The 22,740-nt window shown below is 71.8% G+C and carries 27 protein-coding genes; 13 read left to right on the top strand and 14 right to left on the bottom strand.

Going from position 1 to position 22,740, the window contains the following annotated elements; translation table 11 throughout:
* The first annotated feature begins 159 nt into the window (after positions 1–159).
* Entirely contained in the window at positions 160–1,032 is an 873-nt protein-coding gene (locus DEJ49_RS04440; RefSeq protein ID WP_150182585.1) for an undecaprenyl-diphosphate phosphatase, read from the top strand.
* Positions 1,033–1,063: 31 nt separating this feature from the next.
* Here the strand turns inward: DEJ49_RS04440 and DEJ49_RS04445 are convergent, their stop codons facing one another.
* Complete coding sequence (locus DEJ49_RS04445; protein ID WP_150182587.1) at positions 1,064–1,453, bottom strand: hypothetical protein; 390 nt, start codon at positions 1,451–1,453, stop codon at positions 1,064–1,066.
* A gap of 150 nt (positions 1,454–1,603) precedes the next feature.
* Here DEJ49_RS04445 and DEJ49_RS04450 point away from each other — a divergent pair, with 150 nt between their 5' ends.
* From DEJ49_RS04450 to lnt, 4 genes are all read left to right on the top strand, one after another.
* On the top strand, positions 1,604–2,044 hold the full coding sequence (locus DEJ49_RS04450; protein WP_150182589.1) for a VOC family protein: 441 nt from the start codon (positions 1,604–1,606) through the stop codon (positions 2,042–2,044).
* A 141-nt stretch (positions 2,045–2,185) separates the two neighbouring features.
* A complete protein-coding gene (locus tag DEJ49_RS04455; protein ID WP_399534295.1) occupies positions 2,186–2,335 on the top strand; it encodes a hypothetical protein in 150 nt (49 codons plus the stop codon).
* A 71-nt stretch (positions 2,336–2,406) separates the two neighbouring features.
* Entirely contained in the window at positions 2,407–2,913 is a 507-nt protein-coding gene (locus tag DEJ49_RS04460) for a nuclear transport factor 2 family protein (RefSeq protein ID WP_150182593.1), read from the top strand.
* Positions 2,914–3,016: 103 nt separating this feature from the next.
* Positions 3,017–4,876, top strand: coding sequence for an apolipoprotein N-acyltransferase (gene lnt, locus DEJ49_RS04465; RefSeq protein WP_150182595.1), 1,860 nt, complete (start codon positions 3,017–3,019; stop codon positions 4,874–4,876).
* Here lnt and DEJ49_RS04470 read toward each other — a convergent pair.
* Positions 4,797–5,705 carry a Gfo/Idh/MocA family protein gene (locus DEJ49_RS04470; RefSeq protein ID WP_150182597.1) on the bottom strand — a complete coding sequence of 303 codons (909 nt, stop codon included), beginning with the start codon at positions 5,703–5,705 and terminating at the stop codon, positions 4,797–4,799. The genes lnt and DEJ49_RS04470 overlap by 80 nt on opposite strands.
* A 25-nt stretch (positions 5,706–5,730) precedes the next feature.
* A complete protein-coding gene (locus DEJ49_RS04475; RefSeq protein WP_150182599.1) occupies positions 5,731–6,996 on the bottom strand; it encodes an FAD-dependent monooxygenase in 1,266 nt (421 codons plus the stop codon).
* Between the two features lie 84 nt (positions 6,997–7,080).
* Between DEJ49_RS04475 and DEJ49_RS04480 the strand changes: the two genes are divergently transcribed.
* A complete protein-coding gene (locus tag DEJ49_RS04480; RefSeq protein WP_150182601.1) occupies positions 7,081–7,683 on the top strand; it encodes a TetR/AcrR family transcriptional regulator in 603 nt (200 codons plus the stop codon).
* An 86-nt stretch (positions 7,684–7,769) separates the two neighbouring features.
* The gene (locus DEJ49_RS04485; RefSeq protein WP_150182603.1) at positions 7,770–8,276 is read left to right on the top strand and encodes a hypothetical protein; all 507 of its coding nucleotides are present in this window, start codon (positions 7,770–7,772) and stop codon (positions 8,274–8,276) included.
* 60 nt (positions 8,277–8,336) lie between these two features.
* Here DEJ49_RS04485 and DEJ49_RS04490 read toward each other — a convergent pair whose 3' ends face one another.
* Together DEJ49_RS04490 and DEJ49_RS04495 are read right to left on the bottom strand one after the other, a co-directional pair.
* Positions 8,337–8,825 (bottom strand): tetratricopeptide repeat protein, encoded by a 489-nt coding sequence (locus DEJ49_RS04490; RefSeq protein ID WP_150182604.1) that lies wholly within the window; start codon positions 8,823–8,825, stop codon positions 8,337–8,339.
* Between the two features lie 97 nt (positions 8,826–8,922).
* Complete coding sequence (locus DEJ49_RS04495; RefSeq protein ID WP_150182606.1) at positions 8,923–9,885, bottom strand: helix-turn-helix transcriptional regulator; 963 nt, start codon at positions 9,883–9,885, stop codon at positions 8,923–8,925.
* 100 nt (positions 9,886–9,985) lie between these two features.
* On the opposite strand from DEJ49_RS04495, the gene DEJ49_RS04500 reads away from it, so the two are divergent.
* Complete coding sequence (locus DEJ49_RS04500) at positions 9,986–10,396, top strand: DUF3224 domain-containing protein (RefSeq protein ID WP_150182608.1); 411 nt, start codon at positions 9,986–9,988, stop codon at positions 10,394–10,396.
* A 2-nt stretch (positions 10,397–10,398) separates the two neighbouring features.
* Here DEJ49_RS04500 and DEJ49_RS04505 read toward each other — a convergent pair whose 3' ends face one another.
* The 6 genes from DEJ49_RS04505 to DEJ49_RS04530 form a co-directional block, all read right to left on the bottom strand.
* On the bottom strand, positions 10,399–11,082 hold the full coding sequence (locus tag DEJ49_RS04505; RefSeq protein WP_150182610.1) for a uracil-DNA glycosylase: 684 nt from the start codon (positions 11,080–11,082) through the stop codon (positions 10,399–10,401).
* 91 nt (positions 11,083–11,173) lie between these two features.
* Positions 11,174–12,709: an ABC transporter substrate-binding protein gene (locus DEJ49_RS04510; protein ID WP_223833157.1), complete on the bottom strand. Its 1,536-nt coding sequence runs from the start codon at positions 12,707–12,709 to the stop codon at positions 11,174–11,176.
* A gap of 208 nt (positions 12,710–12,917) precedes the next feature.
* Positions 12,918–13,673 (bottom strand): SDR family oxidoreductase, encoded by a 756-nt coding sequence (locus DEJ49_RS04515; RefSeq protein WP_150182612.1) that lies wholly within the window; start codon positions 13,671–13,673, stop codon positions 12,918–12,920.
* 23 nt (positions 13,674–13,696) lie between these two features.
* Complete coding sequence (gene fabG, locus DEJ49_RS04520) at positions 13,697–14,458, bottom strand: 3-oxoacyl-ACP reductase FabG (protein WP_150182613.1); 762 nt, start codon at positions 14,456–14,458, stop codon at positions 13,697–13,699.
* Between the two features lie 177 nt (positions 14,459–14,635).
* On the bottom strand, positions 14,636–15,034 hold the full coding sequence (locus tag DEJ49_RS04525) for a DUF3037 domain-containing protein (RefSeq protein ID WP_150182614.1): 399 nt from the start codon (positions 15,032–15,034) through the stop codon (positions 14,636–14,638).
* A complete protein-coding gene (locus DEJ49_RS04530) occupies positions 15,031–15,819 on the bottom strand; it encodes a HipA family kinase (RefSeq protein WP_150182616.1) in 789 nt (262 codons plus the stop codon). Before DEJ49_RS04530 ends, DEJ49_RS04525 begins: the two co-directional genes overlap by 4 nt.
* Positions 15,820–15,872: 53 nt before the next feature.
* On the opposite strand from DEJ49_RS04530, the gene DEJ49_RS04535 reads away from it, so the two are divergent.
* Positions 15,873–16,301, top strand: a complete 429-nt coding sequence (locus DEJ49_RS04535) for a Rieske (2Fe-2S) protein (RefSeq protein ID WP_150182617.1) — start codon at positions 15,873–15,875, stop codon at positions 16,299–16,301.
* On the opposite strand, the gene DEJ49_RS04540 is transcribed toward DEJ49_RS04535, so the two are convergent.
* Entirely contained in the window at positions 16,288–16,950 is a 663-nt protein-coding gene (locus DEJ49_RS04540; RefSeq protein WP_150182619.1) for a cysteine hydrolase, read from the bottom strand. The two genes, DEJ49_RS04535 and DEJ49_RS04540, sit on opposite strands and share 14 nt — an antisense overlap.
* A gap of 136 nt (positions 16,951–17,086) precedes the next feature.
* Between DEJ49_RS04540 and DEJ49_RS04545 the strand changes: the two genes are divergently transcribed.
* Together DEJ49_RS04545 and DEJ49_RS04550 are read left to right on the top strand one after the other, a co-directional pair.
* The gene (locus DEJ49_RS04545) at positions 17,087–17,566 is read left to right on the top strand and encodes a pyridoxamine 5'-phosphate oxidase family protein (RefSeq protein WP_150182620.1); all 480 of its coding nucleotides are present in this window, start codon (positions 17,087–17,089) and stop codon (positions 17,564–17,566) included.
* Positions 17,567–17,744: 178 nt separating this feature from the next.
* A complete protein-coding gene (locus DEJ49_RS04550; RefSeq protein ID WP_150182622.1) occupies positions 17,745–18,545 on the top strand; it encodes a DUF4239 domain-containing protein in 801 nt (266 codons plus the stop codon).
* A gap of 58 nt (positions 18,546–18,603) precedes the next feature.
* Here the strand turns inward: DEJ49_RS04550 and DEJ49_RS04555 are convergent, their stop codons facing one another.
* On the bottom strand, positions 18,604–19,506 hold the full coding sequence (locus DEJ49_RS04555) for a LysR family transcriptional regulator (protein ID WP_150182624.1): 903 nt from the start codon (positions 19,504–19,506) through the stop codon (positions 18,604–18,606).
* A gap of 38 nt (positions 19,507–19,544) precedes the next feature.
* Between DEJ49_RS04555 and DEJ49_RS04560 the strand changes: the two genes are divergently transcribed.
* Complete coding sequence (locus tag DEJ49_RS04560; protein ID WP_150182626.1) at positions 19,545–20,570, top strand: DMT family transporter; 1,026 nt, start codon at positions 19,545–19,547, stop codon at positions 20,568–20,570.
* Here DEJ49_RS04560 and DEJ49_RS04565 read toward each other — a convergent pair.
* Positions 20,561–21,892, bottom strand: coding sequence for an aminotransferase class I/II-fold pyridoxal phosphate-dependent enzyme (locus DEJ49_RS04565; protein ID WP_150182627.1), 1,332 nt, complete (start codon positions 21,890–21,892; stop codon positions 20,561–20,563). The two genes, DEJ49_RS04560 and DEJ49_RS04565, sit on opposite strands and share 10 nt — an antisense overlap.
* Before the next feature lie 113 nt (positions 21,893–22,005).
* Here DEJ49_RS04565 and DEJ49_RS04570 point away from each other — a divergent pair, with 113 nt between their 5' ends.
* Positions 22,006–22,713, top strand: a complete 708-nt coding sequence (locus DEJ49_RS04570; protein WP_150182629.1) for a pyridoxamine 5'-phosphate oxidase family protein — start codon at positions 22,006–22,008, stop codon at positions 22,711–22,713.
* Positions 22,714–22,740 lie beyond the last annotated feature (27 nt).

The following is a 22,740-nucleotide window of genomic DNA, read 5'->3' on the forward strand; positions in this document are numbered from 1 at the left end:
CGCTGCCCCCACGACGGGGGACGTGATCGCCCCGCGCTCCGACGTTCCGCGAGCTCTCCCACCCACCTCCGGCCTTGCCGCAGCAGCCACGCCCCTGAACGACGACCGCTACGACCGCACCCGCGGCCCGATGATCAGTACTTGGACGGCGCAGTTTTCATGTCTTGGCTTGAATCCTTCATCCTCGGGCTCGTCCAGGGGCTGACCGAGTTCCTCCCGATCTCCTCCAGCGCGCATCTGCGCCTGACCGCGGCGTTCGCGGGCTGGCACGATCCGGGGGCGGCGTTCACCGCGATCACCCAGATCGGCACGGAGGCGGCGGTGCTGATCTACTTCCGCAAGGACATCGCCCGCATCCTGTCGGCATGGTTCGGCTCGCTCTTCGGGAAGGTGCCGCGCTCGGACCACGACGCGCAGATGGGCTGGCTGGTCATCGTCGGCTCGATCCCGATCGGCGTCCTCGGCGTGACGTTCAAGGACCAGATCGAGGGCCCGTTCCGCGATCTGCGCCTCATCGCCACGACGCTGATCGTGATGGGCATCGTCCTCGGCATCGCCGACCGCCTGGCGGCCCGCGACGAGACGGGCGGCAAACACCGGGCGGTCCGTGAGCGCAAGAGCCTCAAGGAACTCGGCGTCAGGGACGGCCTGATCTACGGCATCTGCCAGGCGATGGCCCTGATCCCCGGCGTGTCGCGCTCGGGCGCGACGATCAGCGGCGGCCTCCTGATGGGCTACACCCGCGAGGCCGCGGCCCGCTACTCCTTCCTCCTCGCCATCCCCGCGGTCCTCGCCTCCGGCGTCTTCGAACTGAAGGACGCGGGCGAGGGTCACGTCTCCTGGGGTCCGACGATCTTCGCCACGCTCATCGCGTTCGTGGTCGGCTACGCGGTGATCGCCTGGTTCATGAAGTTCATCACCACGAAGAGCTTCATGCCGTTCGTCTACTACCGGGTCCTGCTGGGCATCGTGCTGTTCGTCCTGGTGGGCGTCGGAGAACTCAGCCCGCACGCGGGTGAGTCGGCGGGCTAGGCCGCCGGCGCGAGCCGGGCGGGCGGCACGATCAGAGCAGGGTGGTCATCACGGGCGGGACGAGCACATGCCGCGCCCGGTGTTCGGCCGCCGCGGTGTGCGCCCAGTCCGAAGCCCCCTCCGACATGGCCGGGCGCTCCAGATCCTCCCGGCACGTCGTGCAGCGCGGGCATGCGGGCTCGAAGTCCGGGAGGAGCTCCGCGTGCTCGCGCGCCAGGTGCTGGCCGAGAGCCAGCTGCGTGGACAACCCCGAGTCGAACGGGTCGGCGTCCACGGTGCTCGCCGTGGTCAGCTCGGCCTCCGCGACCGCCTCCCGGGCCTCGACCATCCGCTGGTAGAGGCGCGTGCACTGGCCGCATGCCATGAGCCACGCGGGCGGGACCGGCCAGAGCTCGCTGTCGTCCAAGTCGTCCTCAGCCATGGCCGGTGAGCCTAGCCCCGACGACCGCCACGGCAGCGCGCATCCGGCCAACAAGAACCCATGTTGGGTAGGGAGTCACGAGTGACTGACCGCCCCACTCCATCCCAGGCAGGCCACAGACAGCCCACACGATCCAGAAGGAGCACCACCATGACGCTTCAGCGGATGGACAACGTCGCCGTCATCGTCGAGGACCTGGACGCCGCCATCGCCTTCTTCGGCGAGATCGGCATGGAACTGGAGGGCAGGACGCAGATCGAGGGCCTCTACGCGGACCGTATCGTCGGACTGGACGGCGTACGCACCGACATCGCGATGATGCACGTCCCCGACGGCCACGGCAGGCTGGAGCTGACGAAGTACCACGCCCCCGCGGCAGTCGCCACCGCACCGCCCCACCCGTCGCCCAACACGCTGGGCCTGCACCGCGTCATGTTCGCCGTCGACGACATCGACGACACCGTCGCCCGCCTGCGCCCCCACGGCGCCGAGCTTCTCGGTGAGGTGGTCCGGTTCGAGAACAGCTACCGCCTCTGCTACCTCCGCGGCCCCGCGGGCATCATCGTCGCCCTGGCCGAACAGATCGGTTAGCCCCGGCCAGCACGAGCGCCCCCGCCCGCGCGGGGTGCGTTCGGTCACGTGCCGCAGGTGTGCGGTAGCTGACAGTTCCGATTGTCGTAGGCATCCCCTAGGCTTGGCGCCATGCCCTTAACCCCTCCACCCCATGGTTCCGTGCGCTCTTCCGACGAGCTGAACGAGCGGATCCGCGGCCTGTGGCTGCGCGCCGGCGGTCGGCTCTCCGCCGAACAGCGCAGAGAGTACGAGCAGTTGGTGACGGAGTGGGCCGCCGCTGTCCGCGCGGAGATCGTGAAGGCCGCATAGCCGCTTCTTCCCGACGTGCATATCCCTGCACGCATCTTGGCTCCCCACCTCCCGTGCCCAACACTGAGCCGATGACGCAGCGCGTGGAACTCGCCGCCGTGATCGACCGGTTGGCCGTCGATGCCCTCATCACCGAGTACGCGGTGGCCGTCGACGACGGCGACTGGACCGCCTACCGACAGCTCTTCGCCCCCGACGGACGCGCCGACTACCGCTCCGCGGGCGGCATCGAAGGAGGAGCCGACGAGATCACCGCGTGGCTTTCCGAGACCATGCGGATGTTCCCCATGCGCCAGCACCTGATCACCAACCGCAGGCTGGAGTTCGGGACGCTGGAACAGGACATCGACGACGTCGCCCGCGTCCAGGCCGACTACGTGAACCCGATGCGGTTCGCGCAGCCCCCGGGCCCGTCCCCCGCCGTCGAGCCCACGACCGCGCCGGACTTCATCTGCGGCGGCCGCTACGCCTTCACCCTGACCCGTACGCACAACGGCTGGCGGCTGCGCCACGTGGTCGTCACGGAGAAGTGGCGCCAGCTGGCCGGCCGACGGCGGGAAGCCGCCACGGAGGCCTGAGCCGCGTCAGGCGTCCGCCACCTGCCCGACCCACTGTCCTAGATCGTCCACGTCGCGCACACTGGTCGTACGACGGGGCGTCGGGGACCGAGGGAGGCGCTGCATGGAGCTGTCCGACGACGACCGACGGGAGCGGTACCGGCAGCGTGCCGGGCGGCTGCTCGCGTCCCGCTGGTGGCGCGGCGCCCTCGCTGTCACCGCGGGAGCGCTGCCCGCTCTCGCCTTCCCCGCCCCGTCACTGTGGTGGTTCGCGTACGTCGCCCTGGTGCCGTGGCTGCTCCTGGCGCGGTCGGCTCCGACCGCCCGGCGCGCCGCGCTCGACGGCTGGCTGGGCGGCCTCGGCTTCATGGTGGCCGTGCACCACTGGCTGCTGCCGAGCCTGCACGTGTTCACCGTCGTCATAGCCGCGCTGCTCGGTCTGCTGTGGGCGCCCTGGGGGTGGCTGGTGCGGCGGGTGCTCGGCGGCGTGCCGGGGCCGGCGCGGGCCGCGGGCGCGCTCGTGGTGCTGCCCTCGGGGTGGCTGCTGGTCGAACTGGTCAGGTCCTGGGAGGGCCTTGGCGGCCCGTGGGGTCTGCTCGGCTCCAGCCAGTGGCAGGTGCCGCCCGCGCTGCGACTCGCGTCGGTGGGCGGGGTATGGCTGGTCAGCGCGTTCGTCGTGGTCGTGAACACGGGGGTCGCGCTGCTGGCCGTCGCGGGGGCGGCGGGTGCGGCGCGGACCTCGACAGGGCGTACGGGCGCTCCGGCCACGGGATACTCGACGCGGCAAACGGGCGCTCCGGCCACGGGATACTCGACGCGGCAAACGGGCGCTCCGGGCACAGAATCCTCGACGCGGCAAACGGGCGCTCCGGGCACGGACAGGGCAGCGAAGACGCAGAGGCCCACCTCCCTCACCGCCCCCATCCTCCCCGCCCTCGCCGGCATCCTCACCGTCGCCACCGCCACCGCGGCCGCCTGGGCGTGGGCCCCCCGGCCCGAATCCGCGGGGCACACCCGCGTCGCCGTCGTCCAGCCCGGCATCATCGCGGACGGCATCGCGAGCGCCGACAAGCGGCTGGCCCGCGAGGAGGCGCTGACCCGCACCCTGGCGGGCCGGCACCCGGACCTCGTCGTCTGGGGCGAGAGCAGCGTCGGGTTCGACCTGGCAGACCGGCCGGACGTGGCCCGCCGCATAGCCGCCCTCTCCCGCGAGGTGGGCGCGGACATCCTGGTGAACGTCGACGCGCGCCGCTCCGACCGGCCCGGGATATTCAAGAGTTCCGTCCTGGTGGGTCCGGACGGGCCGACCGGCGACCGCTACGACAAGATGCGGCTCGTACCCTTCGGCGAGTACATTCCGGCGCGCTCCCTGCTCGGCTGGGCGACGTCCGTCGGAAAGGCCGCGGGCGAGGACCGCAGGCGCGGCGACCGCCAAGTGGTGATGCGCACCGGCCACGACCTCCGTGTCGGCCCCCTCGTCTGCTTCGAGTCCGCGTTCCCCGACATGAGCCGCAGGCTCACCCGGGACGGGGCCCAGCTGCTGCTCGCCCAGTCCGCGACGTCGTCGTTCCAGAACAGCTGGGCGCCCCGGCAGCACGCGTCGCTCGCGGCGGTGCGGGCCGCGGAGACCGGCCGCCCCATGGTGCACGCCACGCTCACCGGCGTCTCCGCGGTGTACGGCCCTGAGGGTTCGCGCGTCGGCAGCACGATCGGCACCTCCGCGAGCGCCGCGGCCCTGTACGACGTGCCGCTGGCCACGGGCGAGACGGCGTACGTCGAGTGGGGCGACTGGCCCGTGCACGCCGCCCTGCTCGTGCTCCTCGCACTGGGCCTGACCGAGGGCCTGCGCTCCCTGCGATCACGTCGATCCCCCGGACAGGCCGCGGGCAGTGCCGCTCCCGCAACTAGCCCCGACCCTGCTCCTGAGCCGCGCGAACCACACGCTCGCACAGCTCATGGGTCGCCAGCGCGTCCCGGGCGCTGAGCAGCTTGCCCGCGCGTACGGCGTCCAGGAAGGACAGCACGACCTGCTCGATGCCGCGCTGACGGGCCACCGGCACCCAGTCGCCGCGCCGCCGCACACTGGGCTGGCCCTTGTGGTCGACGATCTCGGCGAGGTTGATCACCTGCCGCTTGGTGTCCTGGCCGGAGATCTCGAGGATCTCCTCGGTGGAGCCGCTCAGCCGGTTCATCATGCCGATCGCGACGAACCCGTCGCCCGCGAGCTGCACCACCACGTGGTGCATGAGCCCGTCCTCGACACGGGAACGCACCGTGACGTCGTCGATCGGGCCCGGCGCCAGGAACCGCAGCGTGTCCACGACGTGGATGAAGTCGTCGAGCACGAGCGTGCGCGGGTCCTCGGGCAGCCCCACGCGGTTCTTCTGCATGAGGATCATCTCGCGGGGGTGCTCGACGCACTGCGCGTAGCCGGGCGCGAAGCGGCGGTTGAAGCCGACGGCGAGGCTGACGCCACGCTCCTCGGCGAGGCGCACGAGACGCTCGGAGTCGGCGAATTCGTACGCGATGGGCTTGTCGACGTACGTCGGCACGCCCGCCTCGACGAGCCGGGTGACGATCTCCGGGTGCACGGCGGTCGGCGCGTGCACGAACGCGGCGTCGAGGTCCTGGGCGAGGAGGGCGTCCAGGTCGGTGTGGCAGCGGGAGTCCGGGATGTGGTGGACGCCTGCGACCTCGGCGAGGGTCGCGGGCGTGCGCGTCTGCAGGTGCAGTTCGACCCCGGGCAGGGTGGTGAGGACGGGCAGGTACGCCTTCCGCGCGATGTCGCCGAGTCCGATGCAGCCGATCTTCACCACTGTTCTCCTGTCTGCTGTCCGTCTACCGACGACGGTCGCCCGTCTGCTGCCGCTCGGCGGCGCCGGTCGTCGTTCCCGCAGCATACGGGGGTTGCGGAGGACGCCAGTCGGCGATGGAGGAGAAGCTCCGCATGACGAAGTCGGGGCCGAGGCGCGTCGCCGTCGCGACGAGGGCGTCGCGTACGCCGATGAGCGGGCCGCTGGTGGGGTGCGTGAGACGGGCGGCCCGCGCGGCACGCCGGACGATCCCGGTGGTGCGGGGGACGCGGGCCGCGCTGTAGGCCGCGAGACCCGCGGCGAGGTCGGCGCCCGACGTCATGGGGTCGGCGACCGGTGCCACGTGGTGGGCCAGGACCACGGCGTCCTCGATGGCCTGGTTGCCGCCCTGGCCGAGGCTCGGCGCCATGGCGTGCGCGGCGTCGCCGAGGAGGGCGACGCGACCGCGGTGGTACGCGGGGAGCGGCGTCGTCAGGTGGCGGACGTCGTTGCGCAGGATGTCCTCCGCCCTGACGGCGTCGATCAGGCCGGGGATCGGGGCGTGCCAGTCGGCGAAGCGGCGCCGGAGCTCCGCCTTCTCGCTGTCGGGCGCCCTGCCTCCCTCGGGCAGCCGGGCGGTGGCGTACGCGTACACCCTGCCGTCCTTCAGCGGGTGCGTGCCCCAGACACCGCCGCGGCCCCACGTCTCGTGCGGCGTGAACGGCTGGTCCGGCGCCGGGATGACGAAACGCCACGCGGTGAACCCCGCGTAGTCCGGGCCGGGGTGGGCCGGGAACAGTGCCGCGCGCACGGCGGAGTTGATGCCGTCGGCGCCGACGACGAGGTCCGCCTCGATGTCGCCGTCGTCCGTGGAGACGACGGCGGGGCGGCCCGCGGTGCCGGGGTCCTTGAGGCGGGCATGCGCGCCGGTGCGCAGCGACTTCTCGGGCAGCTCGGAGACGAGCAGGTCGACGAGGGTCGCCCGGTGCAGCATGACGAGCGATCCGCCGTACGTCCCCTCGGCCGCGGCGGCGCTCGTACGCACCAGCCACCGGCCGTTCTGCGCGCGCATCCCGCCGTCGCCCTCCCAGGCGGCGAGCGCGCGGACCCGGTCGCCGAGGCCCAGGACGTCCAGGGCGCGCTGGGCGTTGGGGGCGAGGCCGATGCCCGAGCCGACGGGTTCCAGGGAGGCGGCCCGCTCCAGGACGGTCACGCGCCAGCCCGACGCGTGCAGCCCGATGGCCGCGGCGAGCCCGCCGATGCCGCCGCCCACGACGACGGCGTGGGGCTGCGGCTTCAGGGCCTGGTTCATGTTTCCTCCCGCGGGAACTACAGGTGTAGTGAACGGCCGGTTCGACCGTACTACACCTGTAGTGTGCCGGGTAAGGTTTCCGCCATGTCCGTACGCAGCGCGGGTGCCCCCCGCACCGATCGCACCGAACTCATCGCCGACGCCGCCCTCGCCCTGCTCGCGGAACGCGGCATGCGCGGCCTCACCCACCGCGCCGTCGACGAGGCAGCCGGACTCCCCCAGGGCTCGACGTCCAACCACGCGCGAACCCGGCTCGCCCTCCTGGAAGTGGCGGTACGACGTCAGGCCGAGCGCGAGGCGGAGATCCTGGACCCCGCCGAGATGCCGCACCCCTCGGCGGGACGCGGGCAGCTGGCCGCCGGACTGGCCCAGGCCCTGCACCGGTACCTGACCGGCGACCATCGCCAACTCCTCGTATCCCGTTACGAGCTGGCGATGGAAGCGACCCGCAGGCCGGAACTGCGCGCCTACTACGACGCGGCCGGCGCCCAGTTCAGAGAGCCCCTGGTGTCCCTGCTCCGTGCCGCGGGCTCCACCGCGCCGGAGCGCCACACGCTGTCCCTGGTGGCCTGGTGCGACGGGCTGATGTTCTCGTGCGTGGCGGGTTCGTTCCACGCCGCGACGCCGACGGTGGAAGAGCTGCGGAGCAGTGTGGGGGAACTGCTGCGGGGGATGCTGGACGCGTGAGGCGGCGCGTCGGGTCCGTCACCCGTGCGGGGCAACCTCCAGGGGTTCCGGAGCCAACTTCGGCCCGACCCAGCAGAGTTGCGCAGATGCATCGACCGACGACCACCGCCGCCGCGCTCCTCGTCACCGTGGCCGTCTCGGCAGCCGCCTCGGCCGCCGTCACCGGCTGCACGAGCGTCGAGCGGCCCTCGGGCCCCGGCCCGTCGGTGGCCACCGCACCCCAGCCCGCTCCCCGCACCGACGGCGAGCAGCGCCCGAAGATCGTGCAGGCCCCGGCCCGGGAGGCCCTGCAACGCATGGACCCGCCCCGCACCCCGTCCCCCCAAAAGCCCGACGGAAGCCCGGACGCCCCTGCCGGAGCCGACCCCTCCGCCCCGCCCCCGTCCCGCACGCACCGCCAAGCCCCACCCCCCGTGGCCGCCCCCGCACGCAGACCCGCCGCCGCACGTCCCGACGCGGGAGCCACCCGCCCCGCCCCCGTCAGAGTCCCCGCCACCCCGGTGACCGACGTCTGCGCCCTCGGCGAGGCCTACGGCAAGTGGCGGCCGAACAGCCCCGAAGCGGTCATCTGCCGCGACACGTACGGCCGCTGACACCGCGACGGCCCGCCCCCCCCGTTCCCCCGCACGTCCTGACCGGCTTCCTCGCCGGGCTCACTCCTCCTCGCTCCCCTCCCCCACCTCCCCCTCCAGGCGGGCGATGGCGTCCCTGATGCCCCTGCCGTAGCCGTCGTCCTCCAGTGCGCCGACGGCGCCGCGCGCCCGGCGCAGATGGCTGCGGGCCGCTCCCGGGCGGCCCAGCTTCACGTAGTCCGCGGCGAGGTTCAGGTGCAGCGAGGGGTAGAAGCCGCGCACCGCGAGCGACTGGTGGTGTTCGTTCAGGCGCTCGTCCGTGAGCTCGTCCGCCGCCGACAACGCCCGCAGGTCCCAGGCCAGTTCGTCGGAGGGGTCGGCCTGCGTGTCCGCCATGTAGTGCGCGAGCGTGCAGCGGTGCAGCGGGTCGCCGTCCTCGCCGATCTCTCCCCACAGACCGAGGAAACGGCCCTGGGCCTCCTCGCGGTCGCCGCCGTGATGCAGCATGACCGCCTGCCCGATCCGCGTCATCATCGCGTCCTCCGCCGTCTGCTCCTGCTGCTCCGTCACCGGGTCCTCCGTGGTTGTACGGCCGTCGCCCCCATCTCTCACGACGCTAGCCGCCACCACTGACAATCACGGTCAGGCACGATCGCGGGCGGGGCGCTCACCCATACCGCTGGGCCAGCCCGGTGACGGTCCCGGCCACCTCGGCGCGGAGCTCGGGCGGCCCGAGCACCTCCGCCTCCAGGCCGAGCCGCAGGATGTCGCCCACCGCCACCGGCAGCTCCTCCACCTCGAGGTCCACCTCCGTCCAGCCGTCCGCGTCCGGCGCGCCCGCCCCGTCCGCGGCCCGCACCCCCGCCGCCCCGAACATCGCGGGCAGCAGCCGGCGCCCCGCCGGGGACACCCTGAGCCGCGCCGTGCCCGGCAGCACCCGCGTCTCCAGGCCGCGCGAGGCCTCCGCCCAGTACGCCGCGAGATCGAAGCCGTCGGGGCGGTCGCCGGGCTCGTCGGTCACGGTCGCCGCAAGGAACCGCGACACCCGGTACGTCCGCACGGCGCCGTCGACGGACGCCGCCAGGTACCAGTTGCCCGCCTTGAGGACCAGACCCAACGGATGCAGGTCGCGGTGGACTTCGCCGCCCCAGCGGCGGTAGTGCGCCCGCAGGACGCACTGGCGCCAGACGGCGTCGGCGACCACGTCGAGCAGCGGCGCCGGGTCCGCGGTGCGGAACCAGGCGGCCGCGTCGAGGTGGAAGCGCTCCTGGACGCGCCGCGACCGCTCACCGAGTGCCGCGGGCAGCGCGGCGGCCAACTTGAGCTGCGCGGTGGCCAGTTCCGCGCCGAGGCCCAGGTCGGCGGCGGCCGTCGGCATGCCGGCGAGGGCGAGGGAGTCGGCCTCGCCCTCGGTGAGCCCCGTCAGCCGGGTGCGGTAGCCGTCGAGGAGCCGGAAGCCGCCCGTGGGGCCGCGCTCGGCGTAGACCGGCACTCCGGAGGCGGCGAGCGCCTCCGCGTCCCGGTACACGGTCCTGACCGAGACCTCCAGCTCCTCGGCGAGCTCGGGTGCGGACATGCGTCCGCGGTTCTGGAGCAGCAGGAGGAGGGCCAGGAGCCGGTCGGCGCGCATGCGGCCAAGTCTGCCCCGATACCTGACAGAGGGTGTCAGGTACCCCTGACAACATCCTCGTCAGAGCGGCCCGACCGGGGCCCGTCGCCGAGAGGACCCCATGACCCACCAGACCAGCGGCACCTTCACCTTCGCCCACTGGGACGAGAAGCCCGTCGCGGGCGCCGACGGCGGTGCCCGCATCGCCCACGCCGCCGTCACCAACGACTACGCCGGTGCCGTCGAGGCGGCGGGCACCTCCTGCGAGTACACCATCGCGTACACGAACGACACGGTCGGCGCCTTCGTCGGATACGAGTACATCGAGGGCACGCTCGACGGCCGCAAGGGCTCGTTCGTCGTGGAGCAGCGCGGTTCCTTCGGGGCGGACGGCGTCATCGAATGCTCCTTCTCGGTGCTGCCCGGCTCGGCGACCGGTGAGCTGGCGGGGCTCACCGGTACCGGTGCGTTCACCGCGCGGGGCGGGCAGTCCACCACCCCGTACACCCTCGCCTACGCCCTGCCCGGCTGACGTCAGCCGATGTCGGGGATCCGCCAGTCGATCGGCTCGTGCCCCTGCGCCGCGACCGCTTCGTTTATCTGCGTGAACGGGCGCGAGCCGAAGAACTTCTTCGCGGACAGCGGCGAGGGGTGGGCGCCCTGCACGACGATGTGCCGCTCCTCGTCGATGAGCGGCAGCTTCTTCTTCGCGTAGTTGCCCCACAGGACGAAGACGGCCGGGTCGGGGCGGTCGGCCACGGCCCGGATCACCGCGTCCGTGAACTTCTCCCAGCCCTTGCCCTTGTGGGAGTTGGCCTCTCCGGAACGGACGGTGAGGACCGCGTTCAGCAGGAGGACGCCCTGCTGGGCCCACGGCATCAGATAGCCGTTGTCGGGCACGGGGAGGCCGAGCTCCTCCTTCATCTCCTTGTAGATGTTCCGCAGCGAGGGCGGCGTCTTCACGCCGGGCCGCACGGAGAAGCAGAGGCCGTGGCCCTGGCCCTCGCCGTGGTAGGGGTCCTGGCCGAGGACGAGGACCTTCACCTGGTCGTACGGCGTCGCGTCGAGGGCGGCGAAGACCTCCTCGCGCGGAGGATAGACGGGGCCCTTCGCCCGCTCCTCCTCGACGAACTCGGTGAGCTCCTTGAAGTAGGGCTTCTGGAGCTCCTCGCCGAGGACTCCGCGCCAGGACGCGGGCAGCATGGCGATGTCGGTCACGTCAACAACCTCCGGTGTGCGGTCATTTCTCACCACAGAACCTACCGGCGCCCACTGACAACCGGCCCGCGTCCCCCCATTTGCCGGCGGCTCACCAGCTGGTCTTGCGCTGCAGCTCCCACATCATCATGATCGCCGACGGGTCGAGGGCCCGCTCGCCGCCCGCGATCTCCTCGCTGGACATGATGTACTGCTTGCCCTGCCAGAGCGGCAGGAGCCTGACGTCGTCGACGAGGATCTCCTGGGCCCGCTCGAACTGGTCGATCACGGCACCCCGGTCCGCCTCCCTGCGCTCGCGCGGCAGCACCTCGTCCGTGATCTCCTTGGACGGGTAGGGCGTATTGAGCACGTTCTTCGGGCCGACGAACGGCGCGATGAAGTTGTCCGCGTCCGGGAAGTCGGGGAACCAGCCGCGGCCGAAGACGGGGTACTCACCGTTGCTGTAGCCCTCCTGGAACTCGGTCCAGGGGCGGCTCTTGAGGGTGATCTCGAACAGTCCGGAGCCCTCCAGCTGGCGCTTGAGCTCGGCGAACTCCGGCTCGGTCGCCGAGCCGTAGCGGTCGGTGGTGTACCAGAGGGTGAGCGGCACCGGCTGGTTGATGCCGGCGTCGGTGAGGATCTTCCTGGCCTTGGCGACGCTGGGGTTGCCGTACTTGTCGAAGAACCCGGTGGCGTGGCCCGTGAGCCCCCTCGGAACCATCGAGTACAGCGGCTCGACGGTGTCCTTGTAGATCTTGTGGGCGATGGCGCCGCGGTCGACGAGCTGTGCGACGGCCCGCCTGACCGGCAGTTTCCGCGCCCACGGGTCCTTGGTGTTGAAGACCAGGTAGCGGATCTCGGTGCCCGAGCCCTCGACGAGCTCGATGTCCTGCTCGCGCCTGCCCCGGCCCTGCATGGCGACGATGTCCTCGGAGGCCAGGCCTCGGAAGGTCACGTCGATCTGCTTGTTCTTGAGGGCGTCGACCATGGCCGACGACTTCTTGAAGTAGCGGATGGTCACGGCGTCGTTCTTGACGTCGGCCGCACCTTCGTAGTGGTCGTTCTTGACCAGATCGGCCTTGTCGTTCGGCGTGTACGCGTCCAGGGTGTACGGGCCCGAGCCGGTCAGCTCGTCGCCCTCGCGGAGCTTGTCCGCCGGGTACTCCTTGGGGTCGACGATCGACATGGCGGGGGTCGCGAGCACGAAGGGGAAGGTCGCGTCGGCCTTCTTCAGGTGGAAGACGACCGTCAGGTCGCCCTTGGTCTCGACCTTGTCGAGCGAGCCGAGCAGTCCGGTGGGGCCGCCCTTGGCGTTGATGGTCCGTATGCGGTCGAAGGAATACTTCACGGCGGCCGCGTCCAGTGTGTCGCCGTCGGAGAACTTCAGGCCCTCGCGCAGCTCGCAGGTGTAGACCGTGCTGGAGGCGTCGCTGAACTTGCAGGACTCGGCGGCGTCCGGCTCCGGCTCGGTGGCCCCCGAGGGGAAGCTGAGCAGCGTTTGAAAAACGTTTCTGTAGAGCTCCCAGGAGCTGTCCCAGGCCTTCGCCGGGTCCAGGGTGCTGGGCGCGCTCATCGTGCCGACGGTGATCGTCTCCTCGTCGTCCGACCCTTCGGACGACAGCATCCCGCAGCCGGCCAGCAGCGACATGGACGCGATCGCCGCCACCGGACGCAGACCCCTGATCCGCTTAGCAGGGGGAACTTCACTGAACACGCGCACGCTCCTCGATCGGCCATGCCATGGGGTCGGGAGACAATATCGCAGTGCCCTGCCGGGCCAAGTCCTGGCGCCGACAGGGCACTTGATGCGCGGAAACGTCACCGAAAGGGCTTCTCCGCCGGGTGTGCGGCCTTCGTCAGCCGACGCCCGCATTGAGGAAGATGCCGCCATCGACCACGAGTGTCTGGCCCGTGATCCAGTCGGACTGGGCGGACGTGAGGAACGCGGCCGCGCCCCCGATGTCCTCCGGCACGCCGAGGCGGCCGAGCGGGTAGGAGGCCGCGGCCTCCGCCTCGCGGCCCTCGTACAGCGCCTGGGCGAACTTCGTCTTGACGACCGCGGGCGCGATCGAGTTCACGCGCACCTTCGGGGCGAACTCGTGCGCGAGCTGCAGGGTGAGGTTGACCATGGCGGCCTTGCTCATGCCGTACGCGCCGATGAACGGGGACGCGGAGACGCCGGCGATGGACGCGATGTTCACGATCGCCCCGCCGTGCTCGCTCTGCCAGGCCTTCCAGGTCCGCTGGGCGAAGCCGAGCGCCGAGATGACGTTGGTCTCGAACACCTTGCGGGCCACGTTGAGGTCGAGGTCGGCCATCGGGCCGAAGACCGGGTTCGTACCGGCGTTGTTGACGAGGAAGTCGACGCGGCCGAAGGCCTCCATCGCGCGCTCGACGGCGACGGCCTGGTGGGCCTCGTCGTGCGCCTTGCCGGCGACTCCGATGACGCGGTCGGCGCCGAGCTTCTCGACGGCCTCCTTGAGGGCGTCCTCGTTGCGTCCCGTGATGCAGACCCGGTCGCCGCGGGCGACGAGCGCCTCGGCGATGCCGTATCCGATGCCGCGGCTCGCTCCCGTGACGAGCGCGGCCTTTCCGCTGTCCTGCACAGCCATGATCTCTGCCTCCGCCTTTCAGGTCAGTTGAGCGGGCCGCCGGCCACGTACATGACCTGGCCGGAGACGAACCCTGCCGCGTCGCCCGTGAAGAAGGCGATGGCGTTGGCGATGTCGTCGGGGCGGCCGACGCGCTGGACCGGGATCTGGGTGGCGGCCGCGGCCTGGAAGTCCTCGAAGCCCATGCCGACGCGCTCCGCGGTGGCCTTGGTCATCTCGGTGACGATGAAGCCCGGGGCGACGGAGTTGGCGGTGACGCCGAACTTGCCGAGCTCCTTGGCGAGGGTCTTGGTGAAGCCCTGCAGGCCGGCCTTGGCGGCGGCGTAGTTGACCTGGCCGCGGTTGCCGAGCGCCGAGGACGAGGAGAGGTTGACGATGCGGCCGAACTTGGCGTCCACCATGTGCTTCTGGCAGGCCTTCGACATCAGGAAGGCGCCGCGCAGGTGCACGTTCATGACCGTGTCCCAGTCGCTCGCGCTCATCTTGAAGAGGAGGTTGTCGCGGAGCACACCGGCGTTGTTGACGAGGATCGTCGGCGCGCCGAGCTCCTCGGCGATACGGGCCACGGCGGCCTCGACCTGGGCCTCGTCGGACACGTCGCAGCCGACCGCGATCGCCTTGCCACCGGCCGCGGTGATCTGCGCGACGGTGTCCTTGCAGGCGGCCTCGTCGAGGTCGATGACGGCCACGGCGCGGCCCTCGGCGGCGAGCCGTACGGCGGTCGCCGCGCCGATGCCTCGCGCCGCGCCGGTCACGACAGCGACACGCTGCTCTGTGGTGGACATGCTGGTTCTCCTCGCCCTTGGGATGCGGCTCTACGGGATGGAGCTCTGCGGAGGCCAACGGTACGCCCCAGTGGTGAGCGACCGCTTAGTACCTTCGGCTGGACGAGACGCTAGAAGCCCTGGCACCGGGTGTCAACGGCCCACAGGAGAGGTGTGACTCTTTACCGCACCGGCAGGTCACTTCACCAACAGGTCGAGGAGCCGGTCCACCTCGGCCTCGGGGTCCGCCGTGAGACCGGTGTGCACGGGGCCGGGCTGCAGCACCGTGGAGCGCGGCGCGATCAGCCAGCGGAAGCGCCGCCCCGCGTCGTCGCGCTCGGCCTGGCCGGCCGCTTCCCCGCCCTCGCAGATCCGCTCGACGGCGCCCAGCGCCGCCCGGATCCCGGCCGTGTCCGCCGCCGGGTCGAGGGCGAGGAGCTTCGCCTCGTCCAGGTGCGTGCGGGCGGCGACGTAGGACTTGGCGCGGCAGTACAGCACGACGCCCGCGTTGAACTGCTCGCCGCGCTCCACGCGCGGCACGACGCGCACGAGCGCGTACTCGAAGACGTCCCGTCGGGGCGCGGTCTGCTCGGTCACGGGGTGACGCCCTTCGGTCCGGCACCCGGCAGGGTGATCCGCTCGTGGATGGTCTTTGCGCGTGGCAGGAGGGCCGCCACATAGGCGCGGCGCACGTCGTCCGGGCCGTCGAAGCCCGGCTCGTCCGTCAGCCACTCCTCGGGCACCTCGGCCGCGACCTCGGTCAGCAGCTCCTCGGTGACGAGGGGGGCGAGCTCGGCGGCGGCCGCCGCGATGTCGGGCCCGTAGGGGGCGAGGACGTGGTCCGACGCGTCGTAGGGCTTGGCGGCCGCGGTGTCGGCGGTGCGCCAGTTGTGGTGCCAGATCATGCTCGCCCCGTGGTCGATCAGCCACAGGTCGCGGTGCCATACGAGCAGGTTCGGATTGCGCCAGGAGCGGTCCACGTTGTTGATCAGCGCGTCGAACCAGATGACGCGGCCCGCCTCGGCCGGGTCCACCGTGTGGGCGAGGGGGTCGAAGCCGAGGGCGCCGGACAGGAACTCCATGCCGAGGTTGAGGCCGCCGCTGGCCTTGAGCAGCGCCTGCACCCGTTCGTCGGGCTCGCCGAGGCCGAGGACCGGGTCGAGCACGATGCCCGTGAGCCGCGGCACGCGCAGGCCGAGCCTGCGGGCCAGCTCACCGCAGATCACCTCGGCGACGAGCGTCTTGCGGCCCTGTCCCGCGCCGGTGAACTTGAGGACGTACGTTCCGTACGTCCCGTGGTCGTCGGTCTCGACGAGCCCGGGCAGTGATCCGCCTTCCCGCAAGGGTGTGACGTAACGGACCGCGGTGACGTGGCTGAGCATTGGCCCAGATTACAGAGTTGAACGGAGTGTCCCGCCGCCCCGTACCACTGGACATGACGACTTACGAAGAGACGCCGTCCGGACCCAGCCGCCGCACGGTCGTGGCGACGATCGGCGCCGCGGGCCTTGCCGCCGCCCTCACCGCCTGCGGGGGCGGCGAGAGCGGCGGCGACGGCACCGCCGAGGGTGACGGAGGCGGCGTGCTCGCCAGGACGTCCGACATCCCCGTGGGCGGCGGCAAGATCTTCAAGGACGCGGAGGTGGTGGTCACCCAGCCCACGAAGGGCGAGTTCAAGGCGTTCTCCAGCCTCTGCACCCACAAGGGGTGCCCGGTGACGAGCGTCGAGAACGGCACCGTGAACTGTCCCTGCCACGGCAGCAAGTTCGACATCGCCGACGGTAGCGTGCGGGGCGGGCCCGCGCCGAAGCCGCTGCCCGCCGTATCGATCACCGTGACGGGAGGCTCGATCAAGCAGGCCTGACCGCCGGGCCGGGCAGCTTCCAGGCGGCCAGCACGTCCTGTGTGGCCGTGATGGTGGCGACCAGTGCGAGGGTGTTGCGGATCATGGCCGGCGTGTAGTCGGCGGGGACGCCCGCGATGGCGTCGGCGGGCACGACGGCGGTGTAGCCGAGGTTCACCGCGTCGAACACGGCGTTCGGGATCGCGACGTTGGAGGAGACCCCGGTGACCAGCAGGGTGCGGCAGCCGAGGTTGCGGAGGAGCGGGTCGACGTCGGTGCCCGCGACGGGTGACAGGCCGTGCAGGCGGCGTACGACGAAGTCCTCGTCGGCCACCTCGATCGGCGGCGCGATCCGTACGGCCGCGGTGCCCGAGAGCTGCTGCACGGGCAGACGCTCGGCGGCCCGGAACAACCGGGCGTTGTGGCTGGCCCCGCGCCCGTCGGGCCGCCGCTCGGCCACGGCGTGCAGCACCTGGACGCCGTACTGGTGCGCCGCGGCCACCAGCCGGGCGACGTTGGCGAGGGCCCCGGACGACCTCGCCTCGGCGGCGAGTTCGGGCAGGGCGCTCTCGGTGCCGACGACGCCCTGCTGGCACTCGACGGTCAGCAGGGCGGTGGTGGCGGGGTCGAGGATCTCCCTGAGCTTTTCGTACTTCTCGTACGACGGCATGGCTTCCTCTCGTCGCGGACGTCCCGGACACCGGCCGGCGAGAGGCTAACGGCCATTGCGCCACCAAGGAAGAGCGTCCATGCTTTTCCGACAACGTTCCTGACACTCAGTCAGGTCGGTCGGAACGGGAGGGCACATGGCCGTCACGCAGCGCCGGGGTCGCCGGATCATGATGACGCCGGAGGAGCTCGACGCGTTCCTCGCCGCGGAGCGCACCTGCCGGGTGGCGACCGTGTCACCCGACGGCGCGCCGCACGCCGGCACGCTCTGGTTCGCGTGGGACGGCACATCGCTCTGGCTGTACTCGACCACCCGCAGCAAACGCTGGGCCCACCTGCGCAAGGACCCGCGGATCGCCGTGGTCGTCGACACCGGCGAGGAGTACGGCGAGCTGCGCGGCGTGGAGCTGTCCGGCACGGTGGAATTCGTGGGCGAGATCCCCCGCACGGGCGACCCCTGCCCGGAACTCGACGCCCCGGAGCGCCTGTTCGCGCAGAAGGTCTTCGGGCTCGACGAGATGCCGCACGACGGCCGTCACGCATGGCTGCGCCTGACGCCGGACGCCATCGCGTCCTGGGACTTCCGGAAGCTGGCCGGCCTCGGCCGGTCGTCGTAGCCCTGCCGGAATCACCGACAGGCCCCCCCCGGGGGGGCTCACCGGCCCAACGCGGACCGCTCGTTCGAAGGTGAAGATACGTTTTTTCAGGTAGACGGCGTGTGCCGGCTGGAAGGACAGGACCTCGGCGCCCCGGCCTTCGGGGCGCGACCGACCCCCCGCCCGGAGGTGGCCGTTCGTGGTCCTGATCATCGTCGTAGCCGTCCTGGCCCTGCTCGCGGGCCTCGCCGCCAACCGCTACCTGCGGCCCCGCCTCATGAGCGAGGACGACGACACCGGCATGGCCGTCAAAGATCTGGTCGGCCCGCTGCTGACCCTGACCGTGCTGCTGCTCGCCTTCGTCCTGGTGACCGCCAACGGCTCCTACGGCAAGGCAGAAGTCGCGTCACGCGGCGAGGCACGGGCCGTCGACCAGCTCGTGGAATCCGCCGAGTACGCGCCCGACGCGCAGCGCGGCAAGATCCAGGCGGACGCCGTCTGCTACGCCCGCGCCGTACGCGAGCGGGAGTGGTCCGCCATGGCCGACGGCAAGGGCTCGTCGGCGCCCAGCGTCTGGTCGACGGATCTGCGCCGCGTCTTCCGCGAGGTCGAGGGCAAGCCGGTCTTCGGCATGCTGGTCTCCGCCGACCACAAGCGCTCCGACGAGCGCGAGGAACGTCTGACCCAGGCCACCGCGAGCATCCCCGGCGTCATCCTCTGGTTCCTGCTCGCCACCCTGGTCATCACCGTGGCGGCCTTGGGGGTCTGTCTGCCCCGCCGCAACAACCGCGGGCAGATCATCACCCTGACCGTCATCACCGCCCTTCTGACCTCCACCTTGTGCATCATCCGGGACGTCGACCGCCCCTTCGGCGGCATCATCGACGTCGAACCCACCGCCATGACCGAGGTGCAGCGCCAGGCCACCCGCGACTTCCTCGCCCACCACAAGGCCGCCGAACTGCCGTGCGACGACAAGGGCGACCGCCGGTCCAGCTGACCCCCTTCCTCCGTACAGGGCCCGACACCACAGCGCTCCGAGCCCCACCGGTCCGGAACTACCGCAGCCCGGCCCCCGCCCCCCTCAGCGCCTCCGCCGCCGCCCTGATCGACGGGCGGCGGTCCGCGTCCGCCCGCCACACCACGTACACGTGCCGCCGTACCCGGTGCCGCACCGGAACCGTCCGCACGCCCGCCGGCATCGGATCGCGGCCCAGTTGCGGCGCCACACACACGCCGAGGCCGGCGGCGACCAGGGCGAGCTGGGTGTGATGCTCCTCCGCGCGGTGCGCGATGCGGGGCTCGATGCCCTTGCCGCGCAGCGTGAACATCAGCCATTCGTGGCAGAACTCGCCCTCCGCCCAGGTGATCCACTCGTCGTCCGCGAACTCCTCCAGGTCCACTTCGGCGCGGTCGGCGAGGGGGTGCGCGGCAGGCAGGGCAACGTCGGCGGGGTCGTCGAGGAGGGGGGCCTTGACCAGGCCTTCCGGTATCGGCAGGGGCTTGTTGTACCAGTCGAGGACGACCGCCATGTCGAGGTCGCCGCGCACGACGGCCGCGACGGCCGGCGTCGGCTCCAGCTCCTGGCAGCCCACCCGCAGCCCGGGGTGGTCGACGCGCAGCGCGGACAGCGTGGCGGGCATGAGGCCGCGCATGGCCGTGGGGAACGCGGCGATCCGCAGCTCGCCCACCGCCTTGCCGCGCTGTTCCTCCAGGTCGGCCTGGGCGAGCTCGACCTGCGAAAGGATCCGCGCCGCGTGCTGCGCGAGCAGCCGCCCCGCGTCGGTCAACCGCACACCTCTGCCGTTCTTGGCGAGCAGCTGCTGGCCCACCTCGCGCTCCAGCTTCGTCATCTGCTGCGAGACGGCGGAGGTCGTCACGTGCAGGCCGGCGGCCGCGCCGCTGACGGATCCGTGCCGGGCGAGGGCGTCGAGCGTACGCAGGCGCTCCAGGTTCAACATGTAAGCAATGCTACGCGATACCGCGCACAAAATCTCGCTTGTGCTACGAGATACCCGAGTTCATCGTGAGACACATGACCACCGCGCCCGCGCCACCGCGATCAGCGACAGAGCCGCCGACATCCACGCCGTCATCCGTCCTCGACTGGCGCGTCCGCTTCGGCGTGCTCTCGCTGATCTGGGGCTTCAGCTTCCTCCTGATCAAGGTGGGCACGGAGGGGTACGCGCCGTTCCAGGTCACGCTCGGACGGCTGGTGTTCGGCACCCTCGTCGTCGCCGCCGTGCTCGTGGTGAAGCGGGAGCGGCTGCCGCGCTCCCCGCGGATCTGGCTGCACCTGACGGTGTCGGCGCTGCTGCTCAACGCCCTGCCGTTCTCGCTCTTCGCGTACGCGGAACTGTCGATCCCCTCGACGCTCGCCGGGATCTGCAACGCGACGTCGCCCCTGTGGGGCATGGCGCTGTCCCTCGTCGCGCTCTCCGAGGACCGCCCGTCGCGACGCCGCGTCGCGGGTCTGGGCATCGGGTTCTTCGGCGTACTGACCGTGCTCGGCGCCTGGCAGGGCTTCAGCGGGCTCGACCTCGGCGGCACGGCGATGGCGCTGCTCGCCTCGCTGAGCTATCCGATCGGCTGGATCTACGTACGTCGCACGCTGGCCGGGTCGGGGCACTCCAACCTGTCACTCTCGGGTGCGCAGTTGCTCGTCGCGACCGTCGAGCTGGCCGTGGTGACGCCGCTGTTCACCACGTTTCCGTCGCACTTCCCCGTGGTGCCGCTGCTGGCGATCGTGGCGCTGGGCGCCCTCGGCACCGGGCTCGCCTTCCAACTGCAGTACGCGCTGGTCGCCGAGGTGGGCCCGACCACCGCCCAGATGGTCACGTACTTCATCCCGGTCATCGCGACCGGCGCGGGCGTCGCGGTCCTCGGCGAGTCCCTGAGCTGGTCGACGCCGGTCGGCGCGGTGATCGTCCTGGCGGGAGCGGCGCTGACGCAGCCCCGGCGCGTCAGTCGTACGTCCCGTAAGTCTCAAGGACACCCGTCAGGGCGTACGGCCCGTCAGTCGTAACGCCGCGCGGGAGCGGGCCCTGTGGCGGAGGCGACGGCGTCCGCCACCGCGACGATCTCCTCGTCCTCCAGCGCCGCCACGGTGATCCGCACCGCGGGCGGCGCGTTCAGCCGGAACCTCGCCCCCGGCGCCACCGCCCACCCCGCGTGCAGCAGCCGCGCGACCGCCCCCGTCTCGTCCGGCACCGGCACCCACGCGTTCATGCCGCTGCGGCCGTACGCGGCGACGCCCCGCTCGGCGAGCGCCGCGATCAGCGCCTCGCGCCGCCGTCCATAGGACGCCGCCACCACCCGGGGGTCGACCGCGTCCTCGGCCCACAGCAGCGCGACGGCGCGCTGCAGCAGCCGGCTGACCCAGCCGGGGCCGAGCCGCTGGCGTCCGCGCAGCCGGTCGATGGTGACGGGGTCGCCGGTGACCACGGCGAGCCGCAGGTCGGGACCGTACGCCTTGGCGGTCGAGCGAGTGAGGGCCCAGGCACGGGTCGATCCCGCCAGCGGGTGCAGCGGCAGATCGACGATGCCGTGGCCGTGGTCGTCCTCGATGAGGAGCACGTCCTCGTGCGCGGCGAACACCGCGCGCAGGGCACGCGCGCGTGGAGCGGTGACAGCGGCCCCCGTGGGGTTCTGCGCGCGGTCCGTCACGACAGCGGCGCGCGCGCCGGCGGCCAGCGCCCGTTCCATGTCGGCGGGCAGCGGGCCCTCGTCGTCCACGCCCACCGGGATCGCGCGCAGGCCCAGAGCGGAGACGAGATCGAGCAGGCTCCCCCAGCCCGGGTCCTCCACGGCGACCCCGTCGCCGGGCTTGAGGTGGACGGCCAGCACGCGTTCGATGGCGTCGAGCGATCCGGAGGTGACGGCGAGCGGGGCGAGCGGGACGCCGTCGGCCTCGAACGCCGCTCGTGCGTACCGCTCGAGCTCCGGGTCCACCGCGCTCTCTCCGTAGAGGACGGGTTGCGCGTCGCCCTGCGCCGCGGCCGCGACGAAGGCGCCGGAGAGTGCTGGCAGCAGCTTCGGGTCCGGATTGCCCAGGGAGACGTCGCGTACGCCGGGCGGCGCGTCGACCCGGATGAGTTCGCGCGTCGTCGTGGCGGGCTTGGGACGGACTCGGCTGCCGCGCCGCCCCGCCGTCTCGATGACGCCTCGTTCGCGCAGCGTGCGGTAGGCGGCCGCCACGGTGTTCGGATTCACCCCGAGGCGCGTCGCCAACTCCCGCATGGGCGGCAGCAGTTGCCCCGGTTCGAGGCCGCCGTCACCCACGGCCCGCTCCACGCTGGCCGCAATCTCAGCTGCACGCCGCCCACTGATCGGATACTCTCCTAGCACAAAGCAAAGTATGCACTAGTGCAATAACGCCCGCAAGTCGGCAGTCCGGGACAGCGCCGCCCGGAACTCGTCGCCCGCGGGCGACTCAGTACAGGTTCAGCACAGGGAGAGCCATGCAGACGACGCCGGACACCACCGACACCACCTCGCCGGACAGCGCCGCCTACGCACCGACCGACCGCACGATTCCCACGCGTTCCGCGGACCGTGCCTCGTACGATCGCGAGACGGTGCACGCGATACTCGACGAGGCCTACGTCTGCCATCTCGGGTTCGTGCGCGACGGCGCCCCCGTCGTGCTGCCGACGCTCTACGGACGGGTGGGCGAGCGCCTGTACGTGCACGGTTCGACCGGTTCGCGGCCGCTGCGCATGGCGCGCGGCACGTCCGAGGAGCGGGACCCGGGTCTGGCGGTCTGCCTGACCGTCACGCACGTCGACGGCCTGGTCCTGGCCCGCTCGGCCTTCCACCACTCCATCAACTACCGCTCCGTGGTGATCCACGGCACCGCCCACCAGGTCACGGACCCCGAGGAGAAGCGGCTCGCGCTGGACGCGCTGGTCGACCACGTGGTGCCGGGGCGGTCGGCCGACTCCCGTCCGGCCAACACGAAGGAGCTGGCGGCGACCGCGGTACTCAGCCTCGACCTGAACGAGGTGTCGGCGAAGGCCCGCACCGGCGGCCCCAACGACGAGCCCGAGGACATGGATCTCCCCCACTGGGCGGGGGTCGTCCCGCTCCGCAAGGGACACGACCCCCTCATCCCCTCGGAGGACCTGGCACCCGACATCAAGGTGCCCGATTACCTGGTCGAGCTCTGATCCTGATCCACCCCTGGGCCGCCGCCC

The organism is Streptomyces venezuelae (genome assembly GCF_008642335.1).
GTDB classification, from domain to species: Bacteria; Actinomycetota; Actinomycetes; order Streptomycetales; family Streptomycetaceae; genus Streptomyces; species Streptomyces venezuelae_F.